This is a genomic window from Streptomyces sp. NPDC092369 (assembly GCF_044755245.1).
In the GTDB taxonomy this organism is placed as follows: Bacteria; Actinomycetota; Actinomycetes; order Streptomycetales; family Streptomycetaceae; genus Streptomyces.
This window is the reverse complement of record NZ_JBIVQP010000002.1, coordinates 421800-445724: the sequence shown is the minus strand read 5'-3', so window position 1 is coordinate 445724 and position 23925 is coordinate 421800. Positions and strand designations below refer to the sequence as shown.

The 23925-nt window shown below is 71.4% G+C and carries 19 protein-coding genes; 11 read left to right on the top strand and 8 right to left on the bottom strand.

The genetic code is table 11. The features are described from left to right. Nucleotides 1-42: 42 nt before the first annotated feature. From ACIQI8_RS11655 to ACIQI8_RS11640, 4 genes are all read right to left on the bottom strand, one after another. Nucleotides 43-657 (bottom strand): DUF4126 domain-containing protein, encoded by a 615-nt coding sequence (locus ACIQI8_RS11655; RefSeq protein WP_402347642.1) that lies wholly within the window; start codon nt 655-657, stop codon nt 43-45. 374 nt (nt 658-1031) lie between these two features. Beyond that, nucleotides 1032-1664, bottom strand: a complete 633-nt coding sequence (locus ACIQI8_RS11650; protein WP_402347640.1) for a TetR/AcrR family transcriptional regulator — start codon at nt 1662-1664, stop codon at nt 1032-1034. A gap of 11 nt (nt 1665-1675) precedes the next feature. Then, a complete protein-coding gene (locus ACIQI8_RS11645) occupies nt 1676-3760 on the bottom strand; it encodes a YhgE/Pip family protein (protein ID WP_402347636.1) in 2085 nt (694 codons plus the stop codon). Continuing rightward, nucleotides 3732-4538, bottom strand: coding sequence for an ATP-binding cassette domain-containing protein (locus ACIQI8_RS11640; RefSeq protein ID WP_402347634.1), 807 nt, complete (start codon nt 4536-4538; stop codon nt 3732-3734). Before ACIQI8_RS11640 ends, ACIQI8_RS11645 begins: the two co-directional genes overlap by 29 nt. Nucleotides 4539-4709: 171 nt before the next feature. Here ACIQI8_RS11640 and ACIQI8_RS11635 point away from each other — a divergent pair, with 171 nt between their 5' ends. From ACIQI8_RS11635 to ACIQI8_RS11625, 3 genes are all read left to right on the top strand, one after another. After that, nucleotides 4710-5282, top strand: coding sequence for an SAV_6107 family HEPN domain-containing protein (locus ACIQI8_RS11635; RefSeq protein WP_402347631.1), 573 nt, complete (start codon nt 4710-4712; stop codon nt 5280-5282). A gap of 190 nt (nt 5283-5472) precedes the next feature. Next, nucleotides 5473-6300, top strand: a complete 828-nt coding sequence (locus ACIQI8_RS11630; protein WP_402347628.1) for a methyltransferase — start codon at nt 5473-5475, stop codon at nt 6298-6300. A gap of 276 nt (nt 6301-6576) precedes the next feature. Continuing rightward, nucleotides 6577-6969 (top strand): DUF3040 domain-containing protein, encoded by a 393-nt coding sequence (locus tag ACIQI8_RS11625; RefSeq protein WP_124004258.1) that lies wholly within the window; start codon nt 6577-6579, stop codon nt 6967-6969. 397 nt (nt 6970-7366) lie between these two features. Here the strand turns inward: ACIQI8_RS11625 and ACIQI8_RS11620 are convergent, their stop codons facing one another. From ACIQI8_RS11620 to ACIQI8_RS11605, 4 genes are all read right to left on the bottom strand, one after another. Beyond that, nucleotides 7367-9874: a DUF3488 and DUF4129 domain-containing transglutaminase family protein gene (locus ACIQI8_RS11620; protein ID WP_402347625.1), complete on the bottom strand. Its 2508-nt coding sequence runs from the start codon at nt 9872-9874 to the stop codon at nt 7367-7369. Then, nucleotides 9871-11244, bottom strand: coding sequence for a DUF58 domain-containing protein (locus ACIQI8_RS11615; RefSeq protein WP_402347622.1), 1374 nt, complete (start codon nt 11242-11244; stop codon nt 9871-9873). The genes ACIQI8_RS11620 and ACIQI8_RS11615 overlap by 4 nt, the downstream gene beginning before the upstream one ends. After that, on the bottom strand, nt 11244-12281 hold the full coding sequence (locus ACIQI8_RS11610) for an AAA family ATPase (protein ID WP_402347619.1): 1038 nt from the start codon (nt 12279-12281) through the stop codon (nt 11244-11246). Before ACIQI8_RS11610 ends, ACIQI8_RS11615 begins: the two co-directional genes overlap by 1 nt. Nucleotides 12282-12489: 208 nt before the next feature. After that, nucleotides 12490-13038: a beta-class carbonic anhydrase gene (locus ACIQI8_RS11605; protein WP_402347616.1), complete on the bottom strand. Its 549-nt coding sequence runs from the start codon at nt 13036-13038 to the stop codon at nt 12490-12492. A gap of 338 nt (nt 13039-13376) precedes the next feature. Here ACIQI8_RS11605 and rsmH point away from each other — a divergent pair, with 338 nt between their 5' ends. The 8 genes from rsmH (at nt 13377) to ftsW (ending at nt 23921) form a co-directional block, all read left to right on the top strand. Beyond that, nucleotides 13377-14333 (top strand): 16S rRNA (cytosine(1402)-N(4))-methyltransferase RsmH, encoded by a 957-nt coding sequence (gene rsmH / locus ACIQI8_RS11600; protein WP_402347614.1) that lies wholly within the window; start codon nt 13377-13379, stop codon nt 14331-14333. Then, the gene (locus tag ACIQI8_RS11595) at nt 14330-14896 is read left to right on the top strand and encodes a septum formation initiator family protein (protein ID WP_402347611.1); all 567 of its coding nucleotides are present in this window, start codon (nt 14330-14332) and stop codon (nt 14894-14896) included. Before rsmH ends, ACIQI8_RS11595 begins: the two co-directional genes overlap by 4 nt. A 5-nt stretch (nt 14897-14901) precedes the next feature. Further along, a complete protein-coding gene (locus ACIQI8_RS11590; RefSeq protein WP_402347609.1) occupies nt 14902-16869 on the top strand; it encodes a peptidoglycan D,D-transpeptidase FtsI family protein in 1968 nt (655 codons plus the stop codon). Between the two features lie 181 nt (nt 16870-17050). Next, nucleotides 17051-18571, top strand: a complete 1521-nt coding sequence (locus tag ACIQI8_RS11585; RefSeq protein WP_402347606.1) for a UDP-N-acetylmuramoyl-L-alanyl-D-glutamate--2,6-diaminopimelate ligase — start codon at nt 17051-17053, stop codon at nt 18569-18571. A gap of 4 nt (nt 18572-18575) precedes the next feature. Next, the gene (murF, locus tag ACIQI8_RS11580) at nt 18576-19982 is read left to right on the top strand and encodes a UDP-N-acetylmuramoyl-tripeptide--D-alanyl-D-alanine ligase (protein WP_402347603.1); all 1407 of its coding nucleotides are present in this window, start codon (nt 18576-18578) and stop codon (nt 19980-19982) included. Further along, complete coding sequence (gene mraY, locus ACIQI8_RS11575) at nt 19979-21052, top strand: phospho-N-acetylmuramoyl-pentapeptide-transferase (protein WP_402347600.1); 1074 nt, start codon at nt 19979-19981, stop codon at nt 21050-21052. Before murF ends, mraY begins: the two co-directional genes overlap by 4 nt. After that, nucleotides 21034-22458: a UDP-N-acetylmuramoyl-L-alanine--D-glutamate ligase gene (murD, locus tag ACIQI8_RS11570; protein ID WP_402347597.1), complete on the top strand. Its 1425-nt coding sequence runs from the start codon at nt 21034-21036 to the stop codon at nt 22456-22458. Before mraY ends, murD begins: the two co-directional genes overlap by 19 nt. Nucleotides 22459-22559: 101 nt before the next feature. Then, nucleotides 22560-23921 carry a putative lipid II flippase FtsW gene (gene ftsW, locus ACIQI8_RS11565; protein ID WP_124004269.1) on the top strand — a complete coding sequence of 454 codons (1362 nt, stop codon included), beginning with the start codon at nt 22560-22562 and terminating at the stop codon, nt 23919-23921. Nucleotides 23922-23925: the final 4 nt, after the last annotated feature.

The window sequence follows — 23925 nt, the reverse complement described above, 5'->3', positions numbered from 1 at the left end:
GACCGCCACTGACAATCCCGGCACGGGCGGGGGGTCACGCGGTCAGTCCGGGGGCCGGTCCACCCGCGAGACGAGTCTGCGTTCCTCCCGGCGCTGGGCCCGGCGGCGCAGGTAACGGCGGATCCGGGAGATCAGGAAGATCAGCACCGTCAGTCCGGCCGCCAGCAGCACGGCCGCGATGATCGCCGCCGCCTGCGGATGGAACATCGCGAACGTGACGAGCCCGCCGACCCCGAGATCCTCGGCCAGGCTCACGATGACATTGCTGAACGGCTCCGGCGAGGTGTTGATCGCCATCCGCGTCCCGGCCTTGACCGTGTGGCTGGCCAGCGCCGTCGAACCGCCGACCAGACCCGCCACCACATCGTTCATCGACCCGCTCTGCCCGGCGAGCAGCGCGCCCACCCAGGCGCCGGCGACCGGCCGGACCACGGTGTGCACCGAGTCCCAGGCCGAGTCGAGGTAGGGGATCTTGTCGGCGACGGCCTCGATCAGGAACAGCACGCCGGCGATGACGAGGACCTCGGGGCGTTGCATCGCCTCGGGCACGTCGTCGGTCAGTCCGGTGGCACCGAACACGCCGAGCAGCAGCACCACCGCGTAGGCGTTGATGCCGCTGGCCCAGCCGCTGGTGAAGACCAGGGGAAGTACGGACACGGGGGCGATCGTAACCAGTCGGCGAACCGGCGTCCTGGGGCTGAGCGCGGATGGCTGAGTATGCGTACCTAGTGGGTGAGTTGAGTACGCGCGCGGATGGGGCCCGACCTGCGTGAACGAGAGAGTGGAGGCACGGAAAGGGGATCGGCTCCGGCACCGGCGACACGGGGCGCCGGAACGGAGCCGCCCACGATCCGCTCCTTCCGCCGGCACTGTCGGCGGGAGCGAGGCACGGGGGAACCCGGGGGAATGACCGGAACGGGGTCCCAACAGGGGGGAACGGGAAACACGGGGGAGCACGAGAAGGCGCCGGTTCGAGGTGGCCCGCGGGGGACGCGGCCACAGCGGACCGGCGCTTTCGTGTGTCTCCGGGGTCAGCCCGGGTGGCCGCTGACGCGTCCCTGGAGCAGTCGGGACAGCGCCGCGTGGACGTCGTCCAGGGAACGCTCCGGCTGGAAGGACTGCCAGTCCAGGGCGACCACCAGGACCATGCCGACCAGCGCGGCCGCGGTCAGCCGGATGTCGATCTCGTCGCTGAACTCGCCGCCCGCCACGCCGTCGCTCAGCACGTCCTCGACGACGGTGTTGACCTGCTGGCGCACCACCATGAGCGTGGACTGCCAGGTCCGGTTGGTGCGCCACAGCTCCGCCACGTACAGCTGGGTGAAGGCCGGGTAGCGGGCGATGAAGCCGAGTCCCGCGCGGATCATCGCGTCCAGGGCGTCCACCTTGCTGCCGCCGTCCCGCGCCGTCTGCTCGGCGGCCTCGCGGAGGGAGGCGGTGAGGAGGCCGACGCCGTGTCGCAGCAGCTCCTCGAAGAGGACCGACTTGCTGGCGAAGTTGTAGTACACCGTGCCCTTGGCGACCCCGGCACGCTCGGCGATCTCGTCCACCGTGGTGGCGGAGAAGCCCTGTTCGGCGATGAGCGTGACGGCCGCCTCGTAGAGCTTCTGTCGGGTGGCCTCGCGGCGGGTGCTGCCGCCCGACGGGATGCTGCTGCTTTCCATGGTCCCGATTCTCACAGGCTCAGCTCCGGGTGCAGACGGTCGAGGGTCCACACCTGGCGGCGGCGGGCCGACAGCGCGGTCAGCGCGAGGGCGCCCGCGGTGAAGGCGACGAGCACCACGCACGCGTGCCACACCGGTCCCAGGCCGCCGCCCGTGATGAGCCTCCTGAGGGCCTCGACGATGTAACTCATCGGCAGGAAGGGGTGGATCGCGTTGAAGAAGTCCGGACTGGTCTGGACGGGGTAGGTGCCGCCCGCGGACGTCAACTGCAGCATCAGGAGGGCGAGTACGAGGATCCGGCCGGCCGGACCGAAGCGTGCGTTCAGCCACTGCACGAGCGCCGCGAAGCATGCCGTGACCAGGAACAGGAAGCCAACGGTTCCGGCCGCGTGGGCCATCTCCAGGCCGATCGCCCAGTGCAGCACGGACATCAAAGCCACCGTCTGCAGCACCCCGATCGCCACCACCGGCAGCCAGCCCGCCAGCGCGATCCGCCACGCGGAGGCACCCGCGGCCAGCGCGCGCCGGTTCATCGGCGCGATCAGCATGTAGGCCACCATCGCGCCCACCCACAGGGACAGCGGGATGAAGTACGGGGCGAAACCGGTGCCGTAGTTGGGTGCCTTGTGCATGTCCTTGGAGACCAGCTGGACCGGGTCGGCCATCACGTCGGTGCGCGCGTCGCGGTCCTGCTTGTCGTAGTCGGGGATCTGCCCGGCGCCGTCGTGCAGCCCGCCCGCGAGCTTCCCGGAGCCGTCGACGAGCTTGTACATACCGCCGTTGAGATCCTCGGCGCCCGTCCTGAGCTTGCCGACGCCCGTGTCCAGCTCCGTCGCGCCCGAACTGGCCGTGCCGAGCCCCTTGTTCAGCTTCTTCGCCCCCGCGGCGACCTTCCCCGCGCCCTCGTTGAGCTTGTTGATCTTGGCGACGGCGCCGGCCAGGTCCTCGGAGAGGTGCGGCGCGCGGTCGGCGAGCGCCTGGGCCTGCTCCTGGAGGGTGGCCAGGTTCTTGTCGAGCTTCCTCAGGTCGCCGTCCTGGTCGCCGATCAGCGTGTTCAGGTCGTCGGCGACCGTGGCCACCTGGGCGGCGGCGTCCTTGGCCTTCTTCAGGTCGGAGCAGGCCGCGTCCGGGAGTACGGGGTTCACGCAGCGCGCCTTGTAGATGTCGTTCAGCGTGTCGGCGGCCGTGTGGGCGCCCTTGGCCGCGATCGGGGCCGCCTTCACCAGGGTGCCGAGGTTCGCGCGGACGGCCTTCGAGGAGTCGGCGACCAGCTGGGCCGTGTCGCCGATGGTCTTCTCGTTGTCCTTGAGGAAGGGCCCCACCTTCGCGTCGACCCCGTTGACCTTGTCGGCGAGCGTCTGCGTACCGTCCGCCACGCGCGCGGAGCCGTCCGCCAGGTCACCGGCGCCCTGGTCGAGCTTCTTCAGCCCCTTGGACAGCTTGCCGCTGCCGTCCTTGGCGTCCTTCAGCCCGTCCGCGAGGTCCTGCGAGCCCTTCTCCGCCTTCCCGATGCCGCCCTTGAGCCGGTCGGCTCCGTCCGCGGCCTTCACGGTCTGGCCGTGGATGTCGGAGAACGAGATGAAGATCTTGTCCAGGAAGGACCGCGACGCCTTGGTGGACGCGGCCCGGCGCACCTCGCCGAAGACCGTGCGCGAGATCTGCCCGACGATGTAGTTGTTCGCGTCGTTCGTACGCACCTGGAGTGCGCCCGTCTCGGGGGAGTCGCCCGCGCTGGAGGCGATCCGCCGGCTGAGGTCGGCCGGCATGGTCAGCGACAGGTAGTACGTCCCGTCCTCCACGCCCGCGCGTGCCTCGTCGGCGCTCACCTCGTGCCAGTCGAAGACGTCGCTCTCGCGCAGCCCCTCGGTGATGTCGGCGCCCGCCGAGACCTCCTTCCCGTCGGCGCGCGCCCCCTTGTCGTCGTTCACGAGCGCCACGGGGATGCGGTCGAGCCGCCCGTACGGATCCCAGAACGACCACAGGTACAGCGCGCCGTACAGCAACGGCAGCACCAGGAGGGCGACCAGGGCGGCGCGGGGCAGCTTGCCCCGGCCGAAGCGGCGCAGTTCAAGGGCGGCGAGTCTCGGCGAGCGCATCGGCCTGCTCCTCCTTCGTGGATGCCTTCGGGGACGTCTTCGCGGATGTCTTCGGGAACTCGTTCGTGGACGACTGCGGGGACGCGTGCGTGGACACCGCGACGGTGCCTTCGGGCGCCTCGCCGCACACGGCGAGGACGGTCGTGCCGGACGCGGCGATCGACCTCAACAGCGCCCAGACCTCCGCCCGTTCGGCGTCCGTGAGTTTGAGGTCGGTGTCGTCGACGCCGAGCAGTCGCGGCCGGCTGATGAGGGCGAGGGCCACGGACAGCCGCAGCGCCTCCAGCCGCTCCAGATCCCGTACGGCGGTCCGGGTGCCCTTGGGCAGGGCGTCCAGGTCCAGCCCGGCGGCGGCCAGCGCGCTGTCGATCCGCAGCCGCGTCTCCGTCGCCCGCTCGGCCCGGGGCCGCAGCAGCCCGCGCAGGGAGTCGCCGAACCGCCGTTGCAGCAGCGCCCGTTCACGCAGGTGCTCGGCGACGGTCAGCGCCGGGTCGAGGTCGGTGACGCCGGGGACATGGGCGAGCCCGCTGACGTGCCGGACGGCCGCCAACTGCTTCGGCAGCCGCCACTCGCCCACGGCCGCCGAACCCTCCGTAGCCCTCATCCGCCCGGTGAGCGCGAGCAGCAGACACGTACGGCCGGACCCCGACGGTCCCTCGATCGCGATCAGCGAGCCGGGTTCCGCGTCGAGCGAGACACCGCGGAAGGCCCAGCCGCGCGGCCCTTTCAGCCCGAGATCCCGGGCCGTGACGCCGACACCGGTCACGGTTTCCCCCATCCCCTGCACCCGTCCCCATCCCCACCATTTTTGAACTGACTGGTCAGTGCAAAAACTATCCCGAACCTTAGATCGAAGCAAAAGCGCAGGTCAGATCGGATTGTCAGTGCCATACCGCACGATGGACACATACGGCCACACAGCCGTCACGCAGACGACAGGAGGTTCGTCATGGCCAGCTACCACGCAGCCGCCGCCCGCCGGCGCCGCGCCACCGGCCCTGCCCCCTCACTGACCGGACCGGCGAGCGATGTGCACCCCGTACTGCGCCGGACCACGGCCCCACCTGCCGCCCTCGACCTGCTCGCCCAGGCCCGCGCCGGACTCGACGAGGCCGCCGTCCTGGAAACGTCCAACGAGCGTTACGCCACGGCCCATCTCGCCGCCCTGCGCACCGCCGCCGCGGTGCTCGCCGCGCGCGGACGCCCCGAGCCGACCTCCCGACGGCGGGCCCGCATACGGAGCGCCTGGGAAGTGCTCCCCGAGATCGTGCCCGAACTCGCCGAGTGGAGCGCCCTGTTCGCCTCCGGTGCCACCCGCCGTGCTCGCGCGGAGGCCGGCATCCAGGGCGCGGCCAGCCGCCGCGACGCCGACGACCTGATACGCGACGTGGCGATGTTCCTGCGCCTCGTCGAGCGCATGCTCGTCCTCCAGCCGGTCCTCCCACAACCGCGCCAGGACACCGATCACCAGGAGGCGGCCTCGGACGTCGACAGGCAACGCGACTACCCGGACGCGGGATGAAGGCCGGGCGTGATGCCCCCAGGTCCGGCTCGTGAGACGGGTCGTCCGGGGGCGCCGTCGTGGGACCGGGTCCGGCATGGGAGGCAATAGGGTGGAGGGCGCCTGAAGCCTCCCGCATGCCCCCGGCAGGGGAGGCGTTCCGTTCGCTCCGCCGCGCAAGAGGCGGTGCCGCGCCGAGGAGTCAACTGCCGTGTCGGACCCGATGCGCCCGCCCGTCTCCCAAGACCGCCCGCAAACGACGCCGCTGCGCTCCGACCCCTCCCGGCCCCGCGCCTCCCTCCGTACCGCCGTGGTGTGGGAGGTCCTCCGGGACGCCCTCGACCGGCGGGTCAAGGCCACCGGCCGGGAGGCGCTGGACGTCCTCGACACCGGCGGCGGCAGCGGCAACTTCGCGGTGCCCGTCGCCCGCCTCGGCCACCGCGTCACCGTCGTCGACCCCAGCCCCAACGCCCTGTTCGCGCTGGAGCGCCGCGCCGCCGAGGCCGGTGTCGCCGACCGCGTCCAGGGCGTCCAGGGCGACGCCCACGGACTCTTCGACGTGGTCGAGCGCGGCGGCTACGATGCGGTGCTGTGCCACGGCGTCCTGGAGTACGTGGACGACCCGGCCGAGGGCGTCCGCAACGTGGTGGCCGCCCTGCGCGCGGAGGGCGTCCTCAGCCTGCTCGCCGCCGGACTCGGCGGAGCCGTGCTCGCGCGCGCCCTCGCCGGCCACTTCAACGAGGCCCGCCAGGCCCTCACCGACCCGAACGGCCGCTGGGGCACGGGTGACCCCGTCCCGCACCGCTTCACCGCCGAGCAGCTCACCGCGCTGGTCGAGGGCGCGGGCCTCACGGTCGGTGCCGTGCACGGCGTGCGGGTCTTCGCCGACCTGGTCCCCGGCGTGCTCGTGGACACCGAGCCCGGCGCCCTTGAAGCGCTGCTCAAACTGGAGGAGGCGGCCGCCGCGCTGCCGGCCTTCCACTCGGTCGCCACCCAGCTCCACGTGCTCGGTGAGACGCGAGGGGCCGACGAGGCCTGAGCGGCCTCCTGTGCCGCGGCGCTGATCAGGGACTTGGCTGCACATGGAGTACGCCACAGGCCCCCCGATCGGGCGCTCGTCGCCGTATGATCGAGGGAGACCACCCGGCATGACGGGTCGGCTGCTGGGGAATGGAAGATTCAGCGGACCGGGACGCTCATGGCGGATTCCGGTTGGCCAATTGGCGCAGAGGGGCGGGTTTCACGGGGGCGATTCCCTGCCTATCCTGAAGGGACCCCCTAGTCGCCCCGGCGACTGCACGATGAGGAGGACTCCGTGCCGCTCTCGGAGCACGAGCAGCGAATGCTCGAGCAGATGGAGCGAGCGCTGTACGCCGAAGATCCCAAGTTCGCGACAGCGCTTGAGGGAAGCGGGCTGCGCACGTACACCCGGCGACGGGTCTACCAGGCGGTCGCGGGCTTCCTCGTGGGTATCGCGCTCCTCATGGCTGGAATGGTCGCCAAGCAGGTCTGGCTCAGCGTGGTGGGATTCCTCGTCATGCTGGGTTGTGCGGTACTCGCCGTGACCGGCTGGCGCAAGGCCCCCAAGCCAGGTGAGCAGCCCGCCGGTGCCCCGCAGGCGCGCCGTCAGGGACGGCAGAAGCGCTCCATGATGGACAGGATCGAGCAGCGCTGGCAGAAGCGCCGCGACGAACAGCAGGGCCAATAGCTCTAGAGCCGCTCTTCACCACGCGGTTGAGGGGGTGACCACCGAACGGGTGGTCACCCCCTCACGCACGCCCTGACGCCGGTGGGCCCGGCGTGACGCGTCCGCGGGGACAGGCACGGCTAGCGGGCAGGGCGATCCGGAGGGACGGCCGGGAGCGGGGCGGCAAGGCCTTGCGACGGCAGATGCCGAGTGACGGCGCTCGCCCCGCGGCATGCGGCCGGCGGCATGCGGCCGGGCAACAGCGGCCGGCGCCTGCGGGTGACTGCCGACGACCGTGCCCCGCGCCGCGGGAACGTGCCCCGGGCAGCGGCACAGGGCTGCTGCTGACAGCAGACGGCCCCGGCCCTCCGGAGGATCTCCTCCGGAGGGCCGGGGCCGTGTCGCTCACACGGACGGTTCAGCCGCCCTGCTCTTGTCCGGACGGGCGTCGCAGCGCGGTCGCCCACCGTTCGGCCCAGCGGGCCTTGAGCGCCGTCCAGCGGTCCGAGGCGTCCCACAGCGCACGGACGGCCGAACGGGGCGCCAGGACCGCACGCAGCCGCGTCGACCGGCTCGCCCTGGACCGCAGGGCCACCCGGAGCCTGCGCACATCGTCGGCCAGGCCTGGCACGGCCCGCGGCTGCGGCGCGAACAGCACCTGTTCCACGGCATGCGCCACCCGCTGCACCGACTCGGCTGGCTCCTGCTCCAGCTGCCCGAGCCGCACGATCCGCGCGGCCGCCTTGCGGGGGGTCAGCGCGTCGTCCGGCTCGATGCCGTAGTCCCAGGCCGTGTCCGTGAGCTCGCGCCAGACCGCCAGAACATGCCCGGCGGCCACCTCGGCGGAGTACGCGGGCACGACCTCGCCCGGCAGGACCGCCACACCGACACCGTCGGCGGTGCCCGTGCCCCGGGCTCCCGCCTTGCGCCGGCCCTGGGGCAGCCCCGGGCCGGACGAGGCGTGCTGGGCCGAGGCCAGCCGCACCCGGCGCCTTCTCAGCCGCCACAGCATGGGCAGCAGCGGTGCCACGACCGCCAACAGGCCGAGCAGCGTCCAGCTCGCGATCTCGTACCAGTGCGGGCCCGAGTCGCCCGGCGTCGACGTGTCCAGCGGGAGCGCGGCCGCGCAGGCCTCCAGCTTCTTGTCCGCCGCGTCGCAGCTCGTGCTCGCCGAGGGCGCCGCCGAGGTGGACGCGCCCGCGGACGTCGAGGGCCGTGCCACGTCCGGGAGCGAGCTGCCGGGCGCCTCCGTCTGGGTGTACGAGGGAGTCGTACCGCGGTTCGGGGTCGGCTCGAAGCGGGTCCAGCCCACGCCCTCGAAGTACAGCTCGGGCCAGGCGTGCGCGTCCTTCAGACCCACCGTCACCGAACCGTCCGCCTGCGGGGATCCGGGCGCGAAGCCCACCGCGACGCGGGCCGGGATGCCCAGGCTGCGGGCCATGGCCGCCATCGCGAAGGAGAAGTGGACGCAGAAGCCCTGCTTGTCCTTGAGGAACTTGGCTATCGCGTTGGGTCCGGTGCCGACGTCCACCTGGGTGTCGTACTCGAAGCCGCCGTCGAGGGTGAAGTAGTCCTGGAGCTTGACCGCCTGCTCGTAATGGTTCGTCGCCCCCTTGGTGACCTCGCGCGCCGTCTTCGCGACCACCGCGGGCACCGAGTCCGGCACCTTGGTGTAGTCGCGCTTCAGCGCGGCGGGCGGCTCCGGCGCGTCGGCGAGCTGCTCGGCCGTCGGCTGCACGTCCAGGCTCTTGACCGTGTACGTCTCTCCGCCGGTGGTCTGGCCGTGGTCGCCGACTAGCGTCATGCCCACCGGCTCGTAGCGCCAGTTGCCCGTGATGTCCACGCCGCTGGGCGGATAGGGCATCGGCAGCCAGTCCTGCTGGTACCAGCCCGCGGCCGAGACGCGGGTCTCGATCTCCGCCCGCTTCACGTCGCCGCTGAGGCCGGTCGGGGTGGGCAACTGGTCCGGTACGGAGGTGATGTGACGCTTGGCCGGCTTCCAGGTGCTGCCGTCGAAGTCGTCCAGCGACACGATCCGCAGGTACATGTCCGAGAGGTCGTCGCTGTTGGTCTTCAGGGTCAGGACCTGGCGGTCCTCGTCCACGTTCAGATTGTCGCGCAGCGAGACGAGGGGGTTGACCGCGGAGATCGTGCCCCCGCTGCCGTTGCCCGCGCCGACTCCGGCGCCGGCGCCGTCCAGCAGGCCGCCGTCCATCGACGGCAGCGCGACGGGCACCACCAGGGCGAGGCCGAGCGCGACCACGCCGATGCGCCGCCCCGCGCGGACGGGCGCCACCGCGCCGGGCTCGCCGCCCGGAGCGCGGGCCGCCGCGCCGAAAACCCGGCCCCACTGCGAGAGCCGGTCTCTGCCCTCGGCCAGCAGCAGCATCAGATAGCCGGCCGCCGCGACCAGGAACCACAGCCAGTCGGCGCCGCCCTCGGACAGCCCGGCGGCGACGGAGTACAGCGCGAGCAGCGGCAGACCGGCCGGGGCCGCGCTGCGGAAGGTCACCGCGAGGGTGTCCACCGCGAGCCCGATCACCAGGACACCGCCGAGGATCATCAGCCGGATGCCGTCGGACGCCAGCGGGGCCGGGATCGAGTACCGGGAGATGTCGTCGCCGCCCAGCCGCAGCAGGTCCGCGAAGTGCTGGAAGGCCTGCGGACCGGGCACGATCCCGAGGAGGGCCTGCTGCCGGGCGAAGATCAGGGTCAGCATCAGCAGCGTGACCAGGGCCTGCGCGGCCACGGTCAGCGGCCGGGCCAGCGGCACCCGCCGGGTCGCCGCGCCCACGCCGCTCTGCACGGCCAGCAGGAAGGCCACCTGGAGGATCCAGGTGGCCGGCTCGACCAACGGCAGCAGGGCGCAGGAGGCCAGCAGCGTGGCCGCCCAGGCGAACACCGCCAGTCGTGCCCGTCCGCTCATGATCCCGTCCCCTCACCGATCGTCCCGCCGGCGGCGGTCAGGCCCGTGCGCTCACGGTCGGCCTGGCGCCACAGCTCGCTCAGCGAGGCCGCCCGCGGCACCCGCAGGGCCGTCCAGCCCGCCTCCCGCAGCATCCGCAGCCGGTCCTCGCTCCTGTCCAACGCCCCGGGCACATCGGTCGGTTCCCGCACCCAGGCGTCGCTGTCGAGCACGAAGGCGACCGCGCCGCCGCTGCGCTGGCGCATCTTGGCGGCCACCGCGGCCTGTTCCTCGTCGAGGTCGCCGAAGACGGCCACCAGCAGTCCCTCGTTGCCACCGCGCAGCACGTCGTAGGCGCGGGACAGGCCCGTGCCGTCCGAGTGGTCGATCACCGCGAGCGTGTCCATCATCAGGCCGGCCGCGTCGGCCGTCTCCTGACTGGCGCCCGCGAACCCGTCGGCGCCCTCGCCGGGCACCGAGTTGCCGGTGTCCGTCAACAGCCGTACGGAAAAGCCCCGTTCGAGCATGTGCACCAGCACCGACGCGGTGGCCGCGACGGCCCACTCGAAGGCCGAGTCCGGGCCCGCCCCCTCGAAGGCGAGGCCCCGGGTGTCGAGCAGCACCGTGCACCGCGAGCGCTGGGGCTGCTCCTCGCGGCGCACCATCAGCTCGCCGTAACGGGCCGTCAGCCGCCAGTGGACGCGGCGCAGATCATCGCCGTAGCGGTACCCGCGCGGGATCACGTCGTCCTCGCCGGCCAGGGCGAGCGAGCGCTGCCGCCCCTCGCCGTACCCCTTGGACTCCCCGGTCAGCCGCACCGGGGGCAGCGCCTCCACGCGCGGGATCACCGTCAGGGTGTCGTACGTCGAGAAGGAGCGGGTCAGTTCGCACATCCCGAACGGGTCGGTCAGGCGCAGTTGGAGGGGGCCCAGCGGATACCGGCCGCGCAGGTCGGAGCGGACCCGGTAGGACACCTCGCGGCGGCCGCCCGGCTCCACCCGGTCGAGCACGAAGCGGGGGCGCGGACCGAGGACGTAGGGCACCCGGTCCTGGAGCATCAGCAGGCCCGTGGGCAGCCGGGAGACGTTGTCCATCCGCAGGTGGACGCGGGCCTCGCTGCCGGCCGGCACGCGCGCGGGGGAGAGCCGGCGGCTGCCGGCCACCCGGTAGCGGGTGCGGTACAGGAACAGCGCGCAGACCAGGGGCAGCGCGGCGAGCAGCAGGCCCACCCGCAGCAGGTCGCTCTGGCCCAGGACGTAGGCGCAGATCGCGGCCGCGATCCCGGCCGCGAGGAAGGAGCGGCCGCGGGTGGTCAGACCCGCGAGGGCCGTACGGACGCCGCCCTTCTCGTCGCGCTCGGCGTCCGGATGCCCGGTGCTCCCGGAGGACATCACAGCCTCCGCGGCGGCTGCTGGCCGTATCCGGGCGAGCCGTGGCCGATGCCGTAGCCGCCCTGCTGCTGGGGCGTCGCGGGCACCGGGGTGCGCTGGAGGATCTCCTGGACCACCTGCTCCGCCGTGCGGCGGTTGAGCTGGGCCTGGGCGGTCGGCAGCAGCCGGTGGGCCAGGACGGCGACGGCGAGCGCCTGGATGTCGTCCGGCAGGGCGTACTCACGGCCGCTGAGGGCGGCGGACGCCTTCGCCGCGCGCAGCAGATGCAGCGTCGCGCGCGGTGAGGCGCCGAGTCTGAGGTCGGGGTGCGTGCGCGTCGCCGAGACCAGGTCCACCGCGTACCTGCGGACGGTGTCGGCCACGTGGACGCCGCGGACGGCCTCGATCAGCTTCACGATGTCGTGCGCGTGCGCCACCGGCTGCAGGTCCTCCAGCGGGGAGATCCCACCGTGCACGTCGAGCATCTGCAGCTCGGCCTCCACGCTGGGGTAGCCCACCGAGACCCGTGCCATGAAGCGGTCGCGCTGCGCCTCGGGCAGCGGGTAGGTGCCCTCCATCTCGACCGGGTTCTGGGTCGCCACCACCATGAAGGGGCTGGGCAGCTCGTAGGTCGTCCCGTCGATGGTGACCTGACGCTCCTCCATGGACTCCAGGAGCGCGGACTGGGTCTTCGGCGAGGCCCGGTTGATCTCGTCGCCGATCACGATCTGCGCGAAGATCGCGCCCGGTTTGAACTCGAACTCCCGGCGCTGCTGATCCCAGATGGACACCCCTGTGATGTCCGAGGGGAGCAGGTCAGGGGTGAACTGGATTCGCCGTACCGAACAGTCGATGGACCGTGCCAGCGTCTTGGCCAGCATCGTCTTGCCCACGCCGGGGACATCCTCGATCAGAAGATGTCCCTCGGCGAGCAGCACGGTCAGCGAAAGCCGTACGACCTCGGGCTTGCCCTCGATCACTCCTTCCACCGAACTGCGGACACGCTCCACAGTGGCGGTCAGATCAGTGAGGCTCGCTCGATCGTCATAGGTCGTCACCCGGCCCTCCTCGGCCCGTTCTTTCTCCGGGCCGTCGCGCTGTGCTGCGGACCGGCCCACCCCGAAACACGGACACCGCGCGAAAAAAGTTCCCCGGGGCGCCACACCCGCATTCTTGCTGCCGTTACCGTTTCGTGTCACTCGACTGTGGACAACTGGCCGCGATATGTCGGGTTTTACCGTGCTTGGCATCCGGCATGCCGGGGATTTACGCCGGGTCGACCTCGCGCAGCAGGCCGGTCTTCACGTCGAACACGAATCCGCGCACGTCCTCGGTGTGCAGCAGGAACGGTGAGGTGCGCACGCGCTGCATGGACTGGCGTACGTCCTGGTCGACGTCCCGGAAGGACTCCACGGCCCAGGCGGGGCGCTGGCCGACCTCCAGTTCCAGTTCGGTGCGGAAGTCCTCGGTCAGGGCCTCCAGGCCGCAGCCGGTGTGGTGGATCAGGACGATGCTGCTGGTGCCGAGCTTGCGCTGGCTGATGGTGAGCGAGCGGATCACGTCGTCGGTGACCACGCCGCCCGCGTTGCGGATGGTGTGACAGTCGCCGAGCTCCAGGCCGAGTGCGGCGTGCAGGTCCAGGCGGGCGTCCATGCAGGCCACGACGGCGACGTGCAGGACGGGACGGGCGTCCATACCCGGGTCGGTGAAGGCGGAGGCGTACCGTGCGTTCGCCTCGACGAGGCGGTCGGTCACGGTGCCGCTGCCGGATATGGCGCCTTCGGTTGCGGGGGCAGGGGATGCGGAAGTCGTCATGACTACGACGGTACTGGTCACGGCCGTTCCGGTCCTGTGGTGAGGAGGGAAAAAGAGCGTCATCACGCGCCTTGTGTGAGGTAAGCCACACAGGTGAGGCGGCTGGACCCGGTTGGGTGATTTCTTCCGGTTCGCGGCTTCACCGGACGGCCCGGCCGCGACGCGCAGGCCGGTTGATTGACCGCGGGAGACCGTGGACTAAAGTGACGCGAAGCGGGAGCCGAGGCGTTCCCTGCTGGACTGAAATCCCCAGGAGAGCCCGGCGGCAGTGCCGGAATTCTCCCCGCGGGCGGGGACCCGGCGGTGCGGGCCGGCCGCGCCGGACCTGAGAGGGCCCCTTGAGCCAGAGTCGACATGTTCCGGTGATGCTCCAGCGGTGCCTGGACCTTCTGGCACCCGCCCTGGAGGCGCCCGGAGCGGTGGTCGTCGACTGCACCCTGGGCCTGGGCGGCCACAGCGAGGGCCTGCTGGAGCAGTTCCCCGAGGCCCGCCTGGTCGCCCTCGACCGCGACAAGGAAGCGCTGCGCCTGTCCGGCGAGCGGCTCGCCCCCTTCGGTGAGCGCGCCACCCTCGTGCACGCCGTCTACGACGAGCTGCCAGAGGTGCTGGACCGACTCGGCATCGCGCGCGTGCAGGGCGTTCTCTTCGACCTCGGCGTCTCCTCCATGCAGCTCGACGAGGCCGACCGCGGCTTCGCCTACGCCCAGGACGCACCCCTGGACATGCGCATGGACCAGACGACCGGCGTCAGCGCCGCCGAGGTCCTCAACACCTACCCGGCGGGCGAACTCGTGCGGATCCTGCGCGCCTACGGCGAGGAGAAGCAGGCCAAGCGGATCGTCTCCGCCGTGGTGCGCGAGCGCGAGAAGGAGCCGTTCAGCAACAGCGCGCGGCTGGTCGAGCTGATCCGCGACGCGCTGCCGCAGGCCGCCAAGCGCACCGGCGGCAACCCCGCCAAGCGCACCTTCCAGGCGCTGCGCATCGAGGTCAACGGCGAGCTGTCCGTGCTGGAGCGGGCGATCCCGGCCGCCGTGGGCGCGCTCGCCGTGGGCGGCCGGATCGCCGTCCTGTCGTACCACTCGCTGGAGGACCGCCTGGTCAAGCAGGTGTTCGCGGCCGGCGCCGCCAACACCGCGCCCCCTGGGCTGCCGGTCGTCCCGGAGCAGTACCAGCCCAGGCTCAAGCTGCTCACGCGCGGTGCCGAACTTCCCACCGAGGAAGAGGTCGCCGACAACCGGCGGGCAGCGCCGGCCCGTCTGCGCGGCGCCGAGCGCATCAGGGAGGCCATCGAGTGAGCAGGAAACCCGAACTGAGGGGGCGGGCCGCGCGGCTCGCGCGGCTCTTCCCGGGCAACGCGGGCCGCGGCCGGGCGGCGGCCCGCACACCCTTCGTCCTCCTCGTCGTCCTCCTCCTCGGCGGCGGTCTGATCGGGCTCCTGGTGCTGAACTCGGCGCTCAGCGAAGGCTCGTTCAAGCTGGACGACCTCCAGAAGGACACCAAGAACCTCACGGACGAGGAGCAGGCCCTCCAGCGGGACATCGACTCCTACTCCGCCCCGGAAGCCCTCCAGCGCCGCGCTCGCGAGCTGGGCATGGTCCCCGGCGGCGACCCCGCCTTCCTGAACCGCGACGGCACCGTGAAGGGCGTCCCCTCGGCCGCCGCCGCCCGGGAGCCCGCCGTACAGATCCCGCTGGTGCTGCGCCCGCCGGAGACCATCACGCACTCACCGGCGCCCACCACCTCCCCGGCCACGGCCACCACCTCCCCGGCCACGGCGACCACCCCCGCGGCGATGCCCGAGGCGACTCCCGCCGCGCCGACCTTGACGCCGACTCCGACCACGACCCCCGGCAGGTGACGGAAGTGTCCGACAGGGAACCGCCGCGCCGACGCGTCCCCGGCCCCGCACGCTCCTCCTCCGGGCGGCCCGTCCCCGGCCGGCGGCGCCCGGGACCCGGCGCCCGCCCGACTCGGCGCCCGGCACCGGCCCGCCCGGCGGCCCCCAACGCCCTGCGTCTGGGCAGCCCCCGGCCCCGGCTGCGCATGGTCGGCCTGGCGCTGGCCCTGGTGCTGATCGCCTTCGTCGTACGCCTGCTCCAGGTGCAGGCCGTCGACGCGAGCGCGTACGCCGCCAAGGCCGACCAGAACCGTTACGTCGGCCATGTGCTGGCCGCCGAGCGCGGCGGGATCACCGACCGCAACGGCGTCGCCCTCGCCGCCAGCGTGGACGCCTACGACCTCACGGCCGACCCGACGATGTTCAACCGCAAGATGCTCGGCATCGACGACGGACCCGAGCAGGCGGCCGCGCTGCTCGCCCCGATCCTCGGCCAGGACCAGGCCACCCTCGTCAAGAAGCTGCGGCCCGCCAACAAGGAGAGCCGTTACGTCCTGCTGGCGCGCCGTCAGACCCCGCAGGTCTGGACGCAGATCAAGGACCTGAAGAGCGCGCTCAACGAGAAGGCGGACACCGACTCCTCCACCGTCAACGTCCTCGCCGGCGTCTTCGCCGACCCCAGCAGCAAGCGCGTGTACCCCAACGGCGACCTCGCCGCCGGGATACTGGGCTGGGTCAACGACGAGGGCAAGGGCGGCGGCGGCATCGAGCAGCAGCTCAACAAGGTGCTGTCCGGCAAGGACGGCAAGATCCGCTACGCCCAGTCCGGCGGCCGTCTGGTGCCCACCGTGGGCTCCACGGAGACGCCCGCCGTGCCCGGCAGCGACGTCGAGCTCACCATCGACCGCGACATCCAGTGGGCCGCGCAGAACGCCATCTCCAAGCAGGTCAAGGAGTCGAAGGCCGACCGCGGTTACGTGATAGTGCAGGACACCCGCACCGGCGAGGTCCTCGCGATGGCCGACTCACCGGGCTTCGACCCCAACGACCTCTCCGACGCCAACCCCGCCGCGCTCGGCAACGCGGCCCTCCAGGACGCCTACGAGCCCGGCTCCACCGCCAAGGTCATGTCGATGGCCGCCGTCCTGGAGGAGAACGTCGCCACCCCGCTGACGCATGTCGTCGTGCCCAACCGGCTGCACCGCGGCGACCGCCTCTTCAAGGACGACATCGACCACGCCACCTGGAACCTGACGCTCAACGGCGTGCTCGCCAAGTCCAGCAACATCGGCACCATCCTGGCCACCGGCCAGCTCGGCAAGACCCAGCCGCAGGCCAACCAGGTCCTCTACTCCTACCTGCGCAAGTTCGGCCTCGGCAGCTACAGCGGGCTGGACTTCCCCGGCGAGACCAAAGGCATCCTCGCCCCGCCCGACAAGTGGTCGACCTCGCAGCAGTACACGATTCCTTTCGGCCAGGGCGTGTCCCTCAACGCGATGCAGGCGGCCTCCGTCTACTCGACGATCGCCAACGGCGGTGTCCGCGTCGAACCCACCCTCGTCCGCGGCGAGAAGGGCCCCGACGGACGCTTCACGCCCGCCGCGAAGCCCAAGCAGACCCGGGTGGTCAGCGAGAAGACGGCGAAGACGCTCGCCAAGATGCTGGAGTCGGTCGTGGACGACCAGGAGGGCACCGGCACCAAGGCGCGCATCCCCGGCTACCGCGTCGCTGGCAAGACGGGTACGGCCAACCGTGTGGATCCGGCCACCGGCAGGTACAGCGGCTATACGTCGTCGTTCGCCGGCTTCGCACCCGCCGACAACCCTCGCATCACCGTCTACTGCGCCATCCAGAACGCCACCAAGGGCAGTTACTTCGGCGGCCAGATCTGCGGCCCCATCTACAAGGAGGTGATGGAGTTCGCGCTGAAGACCCTTCAGGTCCCGCCCACCGGGGCCAAGGCCGCGAACCTGCCCGTCAGTTTCACGCCCTGACCGACCGCCCCATGCCCTGATCAGCGCTACCAGCCAGGAACGCTCCGTGACCATGATCACCCCCGATCCCGGGAACCACGCTTCGCCCGCGCCCTCGCTTCGCTCCCGGGCCGGTGCGCCCGGTACGCTCACCGCCGTGCCACACGCTGATCAGTCCCAAACCACCCAGAAGGGCGTTTCCGTGACCTATCCGGGGCCGCCACGACCGGTCCAGGTCTCCGCCACACCTCTCGCGGAGCTCGCCGATCAGCTGGCCGCCGCCACGCCGGACAGCACCGCGGACGTCACGGGCATCACCCATGACTCGCGTGCCGTCCGCCCCGGCGATCTGTACGCCGCCCTCCCGGGCGCCCGCGCGCACGGAGCCGACTTCGTCACGCAGGCCGTCGGCCTCGGCGCGGTCGCCGTGCTCACCGACCCGACCGGCGCCGAACGCGCCGCCGCGACCGGCCTACCGGTCCTGGTGGTCGACGACCCGCGCGGGCGGATGGGCGAACTGGCGGCCACGATCTACGGCCACCCCGGCCGCGACCTGCTCCAGATCGGCATCACCGGCACCTCCGGCAAGACCACCACCGCGTACCTCGTCGAGGGCGGTCTGAAGACCAAGAACAACACCGGTCTCATCGGCACGGTCGAGACGCGCATCGGCGACGAGCGCATCAAGTCCGAGCGCACCACCCCCGAAGCCACCGATCTGCAGGCCCTGTTCGCGGTGATGCGCGAGCGCGGTGTCGAGGCGGTCGCGATGGAGGTCTCCAGCCACGCACTGGTGCTCGGCCGGGTCGACGGCTGCGTCTTCGACATCGGCGTCTTCACCAACCTCAGCCCGGAACACATGGAGTTCCACTCCGACATGGAGGACTACTTCCGGGCCAAGGCGCGGCTGTTCACGCCGGAGCGCAGCAAACTCGGCGTGGTCAACTTCGACGACGAGTACGGCCGTCGGCTGGTCCGGGAGGCGACCGTCCCGGTCGTCACCTACTCCGCCGAGGGCCACCCCGACGCCGACTGGCGCGCCGCGGACGTGGAGATCGGCCAACTGGACTCGACCTTCACGGTGATCGGCCCCGAGGGCGAGCGGATCGACGCCCGGGCGCCGCTGCCGGGTCCCTTCAACGTGGCCAACACCCTCGCCGCGATCGTCTCGTTGGCCGCCGCCGGACTCGACCCGCAGTCCGCCGCCGACGGCGTCGCCGCGGTGCCGGGCGTGCCGGGGCGCCTGGAGCGCGTGGACGCCGGACAGCCCTATCTCGCGGTCGTCGACTACGCCCACAAGACGGACGCCGTCGAATCGGTCCTGCGCGCCCTGCGCAAGGTCACCGAGGGCAAGTTGCACGTCGTGCTCGGCTGCGGCGGCGACCGGGACACGACCAAGCGGGAGCCGATGGGCGCCGCCGTGGCCCGGCTCGCCGACACCGCCGTACTGACCTCCGACAACCCCCGCTCCGAGGATCCCCTCGCGATCCTCGCAACCATGCTCCAGGGCGCGGCGTCCGTACCGGCACACGAGCGCGGTGAGGTCCAGGTCTTCGAGGACCGGGCCGCCGCGATCGCCGCGGCCGTCGCCCGCGCGCAGCCGGGCGACACGGTGCTGGTGGCCGGAAAGGGCCATGAGCAGGGCCAGGACATCGCCGGGGTGGTCCGTCCCTTCGACGACCGCCAGGTGCTTCGAGAAGCCATCCAGAAGACCCAGGGATGAACTTGTGATCGCCCTCTCTCTCGCCGAGATCGCAGAAGTCGTCGGCGGGCGGACTCACGACATACCGGATCCGTCGGTGCAGGTGCACGGGCCCGTCGTCATCGACTCCCGCAAGGTGGCGGACGGCAGTCTGTTCGCCGCTTTCGTGGGGGAGCACGTCGACGGCCACGACTACGCGGAGGGGGCCGTCCGCGCGGGCGCCGTCGCCGTGCTGGCGCAGCGCCCCGTCGGGGTGCCCGCGATCGTCGTCGACGACGTCCAGACGGCCCTCGGCGCCCTCGCACGGCACGTCGTGCAACGGCTCGGCGCGACCCTCGTGGCCCTCACCGGCTCCGCGGGCAAGACCAGCACCAAGGACCTCATCGCCCAGGTGCTGGCGCGCAAGGCGCCGACCGTGTTCACGCCCGGCTCGCTCAACAACGAGATCGGACTGCCGCTGACGGCCCTGTCCGCCACCGAGGAGACGAAGTTCCTCGTGCTGGAGATGGGCGCCCGCGGCATCGGACACATCCGCTACCTGACGGACCTGACACCGCCGAGGGTCGGCCTCGTCCTGAACGTCGGCACCGCCCACATCGGCGAGTTCGGCGGGCGCGAGCAGATCGCGCAGGCGAAGGGCGAGCTGGTGGAGTCCCTGCCGGCGGACGGTGTCGCGGTCCTCAACGCGGACGATCCCCTCGTACGGGCCATGGCGTCCCGGACGAAGGCGAAGGTGCTGCTGTTCGGGGAGGGCGACGAAGCGGACGTACGCGCCGAGAACGTGCGACTCACGGACAGCGGACAGCCCGCCTTCAGCCTTCGCACACCCTCCGGGTGCAGCGAAGTGACCATGCGCCTGTACGGTGAGCACCACGTGTCGAACGCGCTCGCCGCGGCCGCCGTCGCCCATGAGCTGGGCATGTCCGCAGCTGAGATCGCCACCGCGCTCTCCGAGGCGGGCTCCCTCTCCCGCTGGCGTATGGAGGTCACCGAGCGCCCGGACGGCGTCACCGTCGTCAACGACGCCTACAACGCCAACCCCGAGTCCATGCGAGCCGCACTGCGCGCGCTCGTGGCCATGGGGCGGGGACGGCGGACCTGGGCGGTGCTCGGCAAGATGGCCGAGCTCGGGGACGAGGCGCTCGCCGAGCACGACGCGGTCGGACGGCTCGCCGTCCGGCTCAACGTCAGCAAGCTCGTCGCGGTCGGGGGCAGGGAAGCGTCCTGGCTCCAACTGGGCGCATATAACGAGGGTTCGTGGGGTGAGGAGTCGGTGCACGTGTCCGACGCACAGGCGGCGGTCGACCTGTTGCGCAGCCAATTGCGCCCGGGAGACGTCGTGCTCGTGAAGGCGTCCCGTTCGGTCGGCCTGGAGGGTGTCGCTCAGGCGCTCCTTGAGACCGGTGCCGAGGGTGAGGTCGCTGCCCGATGATGAAGCAGATCCTCTTCTCGGGTGTCATCGGTCTCTTCCTGACGCTGATCGGCACCCCGCTGCTGATCAAGCTCCTCGCCCGCAAGGGCTACGGCCAGTACATCCGTGACGACGGCCCGCGCGAGCACGCCAGCAAGCGCGGTACGCCGACGATGGGCGGTATCGCCTTCATCTTCGCCACGGTCGCCGCCTACTTCCTGTCCAAGGTCATCACCGGCTACGCCCCGACCTACTCGGGCCTGCTGGTGCTCGGCCTGATGTGCGGGATGGGCCTGGTCGGCTTCCTGGACGACTACATCAAGATCGTCAAGCGGCGTTCGCTGGGTCTGCGGGCCAAGGCGAAGATGGCCGGCCAGCTGATCGTCGGCATCTCTTTCGCGGTGCTCTCGCTGCAGTTCCCGGACGCCATCGGCAACACCCCGGCGTCCACCAAGCTGTCCTTCATCACGGACTTCGGCTGGACCATCGGCCCGGTGCTGTTCGTGGTCTGGGCGCTGTTCATGATCCTTGCGATGTCCAACGGCGTGAACCTGACGGACGGCCTGGACGGTCTCGCCACCGGTGCCTCCGTGCTCGTCTTCGGCGCCTACACGTTCATCGGCGTCTGGCAGTTCCAGGAGTCCTGCGCCAACGCGATGACCCTGACCAACCCCAACGCCTGCTACCAGGTACGGGATCCGCTGGATCTCGCGGTCATCGCCTCCGCGCTGATGGGTTCCTGCCTCGGCTTCCTGTGGTGGAACACCTCGCCGGCCAAGATCTTCATGGGTGACACCGGTTCACTCGCGCTCGGCGGTGTCGTCACGGGCCTCGCGATCCTGTCCCGCACGGAACTCCTCGTCGCCATCATGGGCGGCCTGTTCGTCCTGATCACCATGTCGGTGGTCATCCAGGTCGGCTCCTTCAAGCTCACCGGCAAGCGCGTCTTCCGCATGGCGCCACTCCAGCACCACTTCGAACTCAAGGGCTGGTCCGAGGTCCTTGTGGTGGTCCGCTTCTGGATCATCCAGGGCATCTGCGTGATCGTCGGCCTCGGCCTCTTCTACGCGGGATGGGCAGCGGACAAGTGACCGACTGGCAGGGCACGCACGTCACCGTCGCCGGACTAGGCGTCTCCGGACTCCCCGCGGCCAAGGCGCTGCACGCGCGCGGAGCGAAGGTCACCGTCGTCAACGACGGCGACGACGCACGCGCGCGTGAGCAGGCCGCGGAGCTGGAGGCGCTCGGCATCACCGTCCGCCTGGGCGACGGGGCGACCCTGCCCGAGGGCACCGAACTCGTGGTCACCGCGCCCGGCTGGAAGCCGGACAAGCCGCTGTTCACGGCGGCCCGCGCGGCCGGCGTCGAGATCTGGGGCGACGTCGAGCTGGCGTGGCGCCTGCGCGGCCCCGACGCGGCCCCCTGGCTGGCCGTCACGGGCACCAACGGCAAGACCACGACCGTCCAGATGCTGGCGTCCATCCTGAAGGCGGCGGGCCTGCGCACGGCCGCCGTCGGCAACATCGGCGTCTCGCTCCTGGACGCGGTGCTGGGCGAGGAGACCTACGACGTCCTCGCCGTGGAGCTGTCGAGCTATCAGCTGCACTGGGCGCCCTCCCTGCGCGCCCACTCGGCCGCCGTGCTGAACCTGGCCCCCGACCACCTCGACTGGCACGGCTCCATGGAGGCGTACGCCGCCGACAAGGGCCGTATCTACGAAGGCAATCGCGTCGCCTGCGTCTACAACGTGGCCGACAAGGCCACCGAGGAACTGGTGCGCGAGGCGGACGTCGAGGAGGGGTGCCGGGCGATCGGGTTCACCCTCGGCACACCGGGCCCCTCCCAACTCGGCGTCGTGGACGGCATCCTGGTCGACCGCGCCTTCGTGGAGAACCGGCAGAAGAACGCCCAGGAGCTCGCCGAGGTCTCCGACGTCAACCCGCCGGCCCCGCACAACATCGCCAACGCCCTTGCCGCGGCGGCCCTCGCGCGCGCGTTCGGGGTGCCCGCGAGCGCCGTACGGGACGGGCTCAGGAACTTCACGCCGGACGCGCACCGCATCGCCCACGTGGCGGATGTCGACTCAGTCGCGTACATCGACGACTCCAAGGCGACCAACACGCACGCGGCGGAGGCCTCGTTGGCGGCGTACGAGTCGATCGTGTGGATCGCGGGCGGGCTCGCCAAGGGCGCGACCTTCGACGAACTGGTCGCCAAGTCGGCAAAGCGACTTCGGGGGGCCGTGCTGATCGGCAGGGACCGCGCCCTGATCCGCGAAGCCCTCGCGCGACACGCGCCGGAAGTACCCGTCGTCGACCTCGACCGGACCGACACTGGGGCGATGCTCGCGGCTGTCCAGGAGGCCCAGGCGCTCGCCCGCCCCGGCGACACGGTGCTGCTGGCCCCCGCCTGCGCATCGATGGACATGTTCGCCAACTACAACAAGCGCGGCGACGCGTTCGCGGCGGCGGTTCGCGAACTCGGCGCGGGCGCCTGACGGCGGGTCTCGGCCTCATAGGGTGCTGCGGGACCCTTGGAGGGACGACGGGATGACGCGGATGTGGCTCGGGTTCGGTCGGCGGGTGCGAGGAGCCGGTGATGTCCAGTAGCCGTACGGGCCGTCCGCCGGTCCAACGGGCCGTCCGGCGGCCCGCCGCCTCCCGGCCACCCCGCGAGAACCCCGTACAGCGCCTGTACGACAACGCCAGGCGCGCCTGGGACCGGCCGCTGACGGCGTACTACCTGATCCTCGGCGGCAGTCTGCTGATCACCGTGCTCGGTCTGGTGATGGTCTACTCGGCCTCCCAGATCACCGCGCTGCAGCTTTCGTTGCCCGGGTCGTTCTTCTTCCGCAAGCAGTTCCTCGCGGCCTGCATCGGCGGGGTGCTGTTGCTGGTGGCCTCCCGGATGCCGGTCAAGCTGCACCGGGCGCTGGCCTATCCGATCCTCGCGGGCGCCGTCTTCATGATGGCCCTGGTGCAGGTGCCGGGGATAGGGATGTCGGTCAACGGCAACCAGAACTGGATCTCGCTCGGCGGCTCCTTCCAGATCCAGCCCAGCGAGTTCGGCAAGCTGGCGCTGGTGCTGTGGGGCGCGGACCTGATGGCCCGCAAACAGGACAAGGGCATGCTGATCCAGTGGAAGCACATGCTGGTGCCGCTGGTCCCGGTCGCCTTCCTGCTGCTCGGTCTGATCATGCTCGGCGGCGACATGGGCACGGCGATCATCCTGACGGCGATCCTGTTCGGCCTGCTGTGGCTGGCCGGGGCGCCCACCCGGCTCTTCGTCGGGGTGCTGTCGATCGCCCTCACCCTGGGCTTCATCCTCATCAAGACCAGCCCCAACCGCATGGCCCGGCTGTCCTGCATCGGCGCCACCGAGCCGAAGACCGGGGTCGCGGACTGCTGGCAGGCCGTGCACGGCATCTACGCGCTGGCCTCCGGCGGAATCTTCGGATCGGGGCTCGGCGCGAGTGTGGAAAAATGGGGCCAACTCCCGGAAGCGCACACGGACTTCATCTTCGCCGTCACCGGTGAGGAACTGGGTCTGGCGGGGACGCTGTCGGTGCTCGCCCTCTTCGCGGCTCTAGGCTATGCGGGTATCCGCGTGGCCGGACGCACGGAGGATCCCTTCGTCAGGTATGCCGCTGGAGGCGTGACCACCTGGATCACCGCTCAGGCGGTGATCAACATCGGTGCGGTGCTCGGCCTGCTGCCGATCGCCGGAGTCCCGCTCCCGCTGTTCTCCTACGGAGGATCCGCCCTGCTGCCGACCATGTTCGCCATCGGGCTGCTGATCGCGTTCGCGCGTGACGATCCCGCTGCGCGGGCGGCGCTTTCCATGCGGCAACCCCGCTTTGGTAGAAAGCGGGCGGGAGGCACCGTGCGGGACCGGGGGCCTCGGAGATGGAACACGATGCGACGGCGTGCCCCGGGGGCGCGTTCGTCCGGAGAGCGGTGAATTT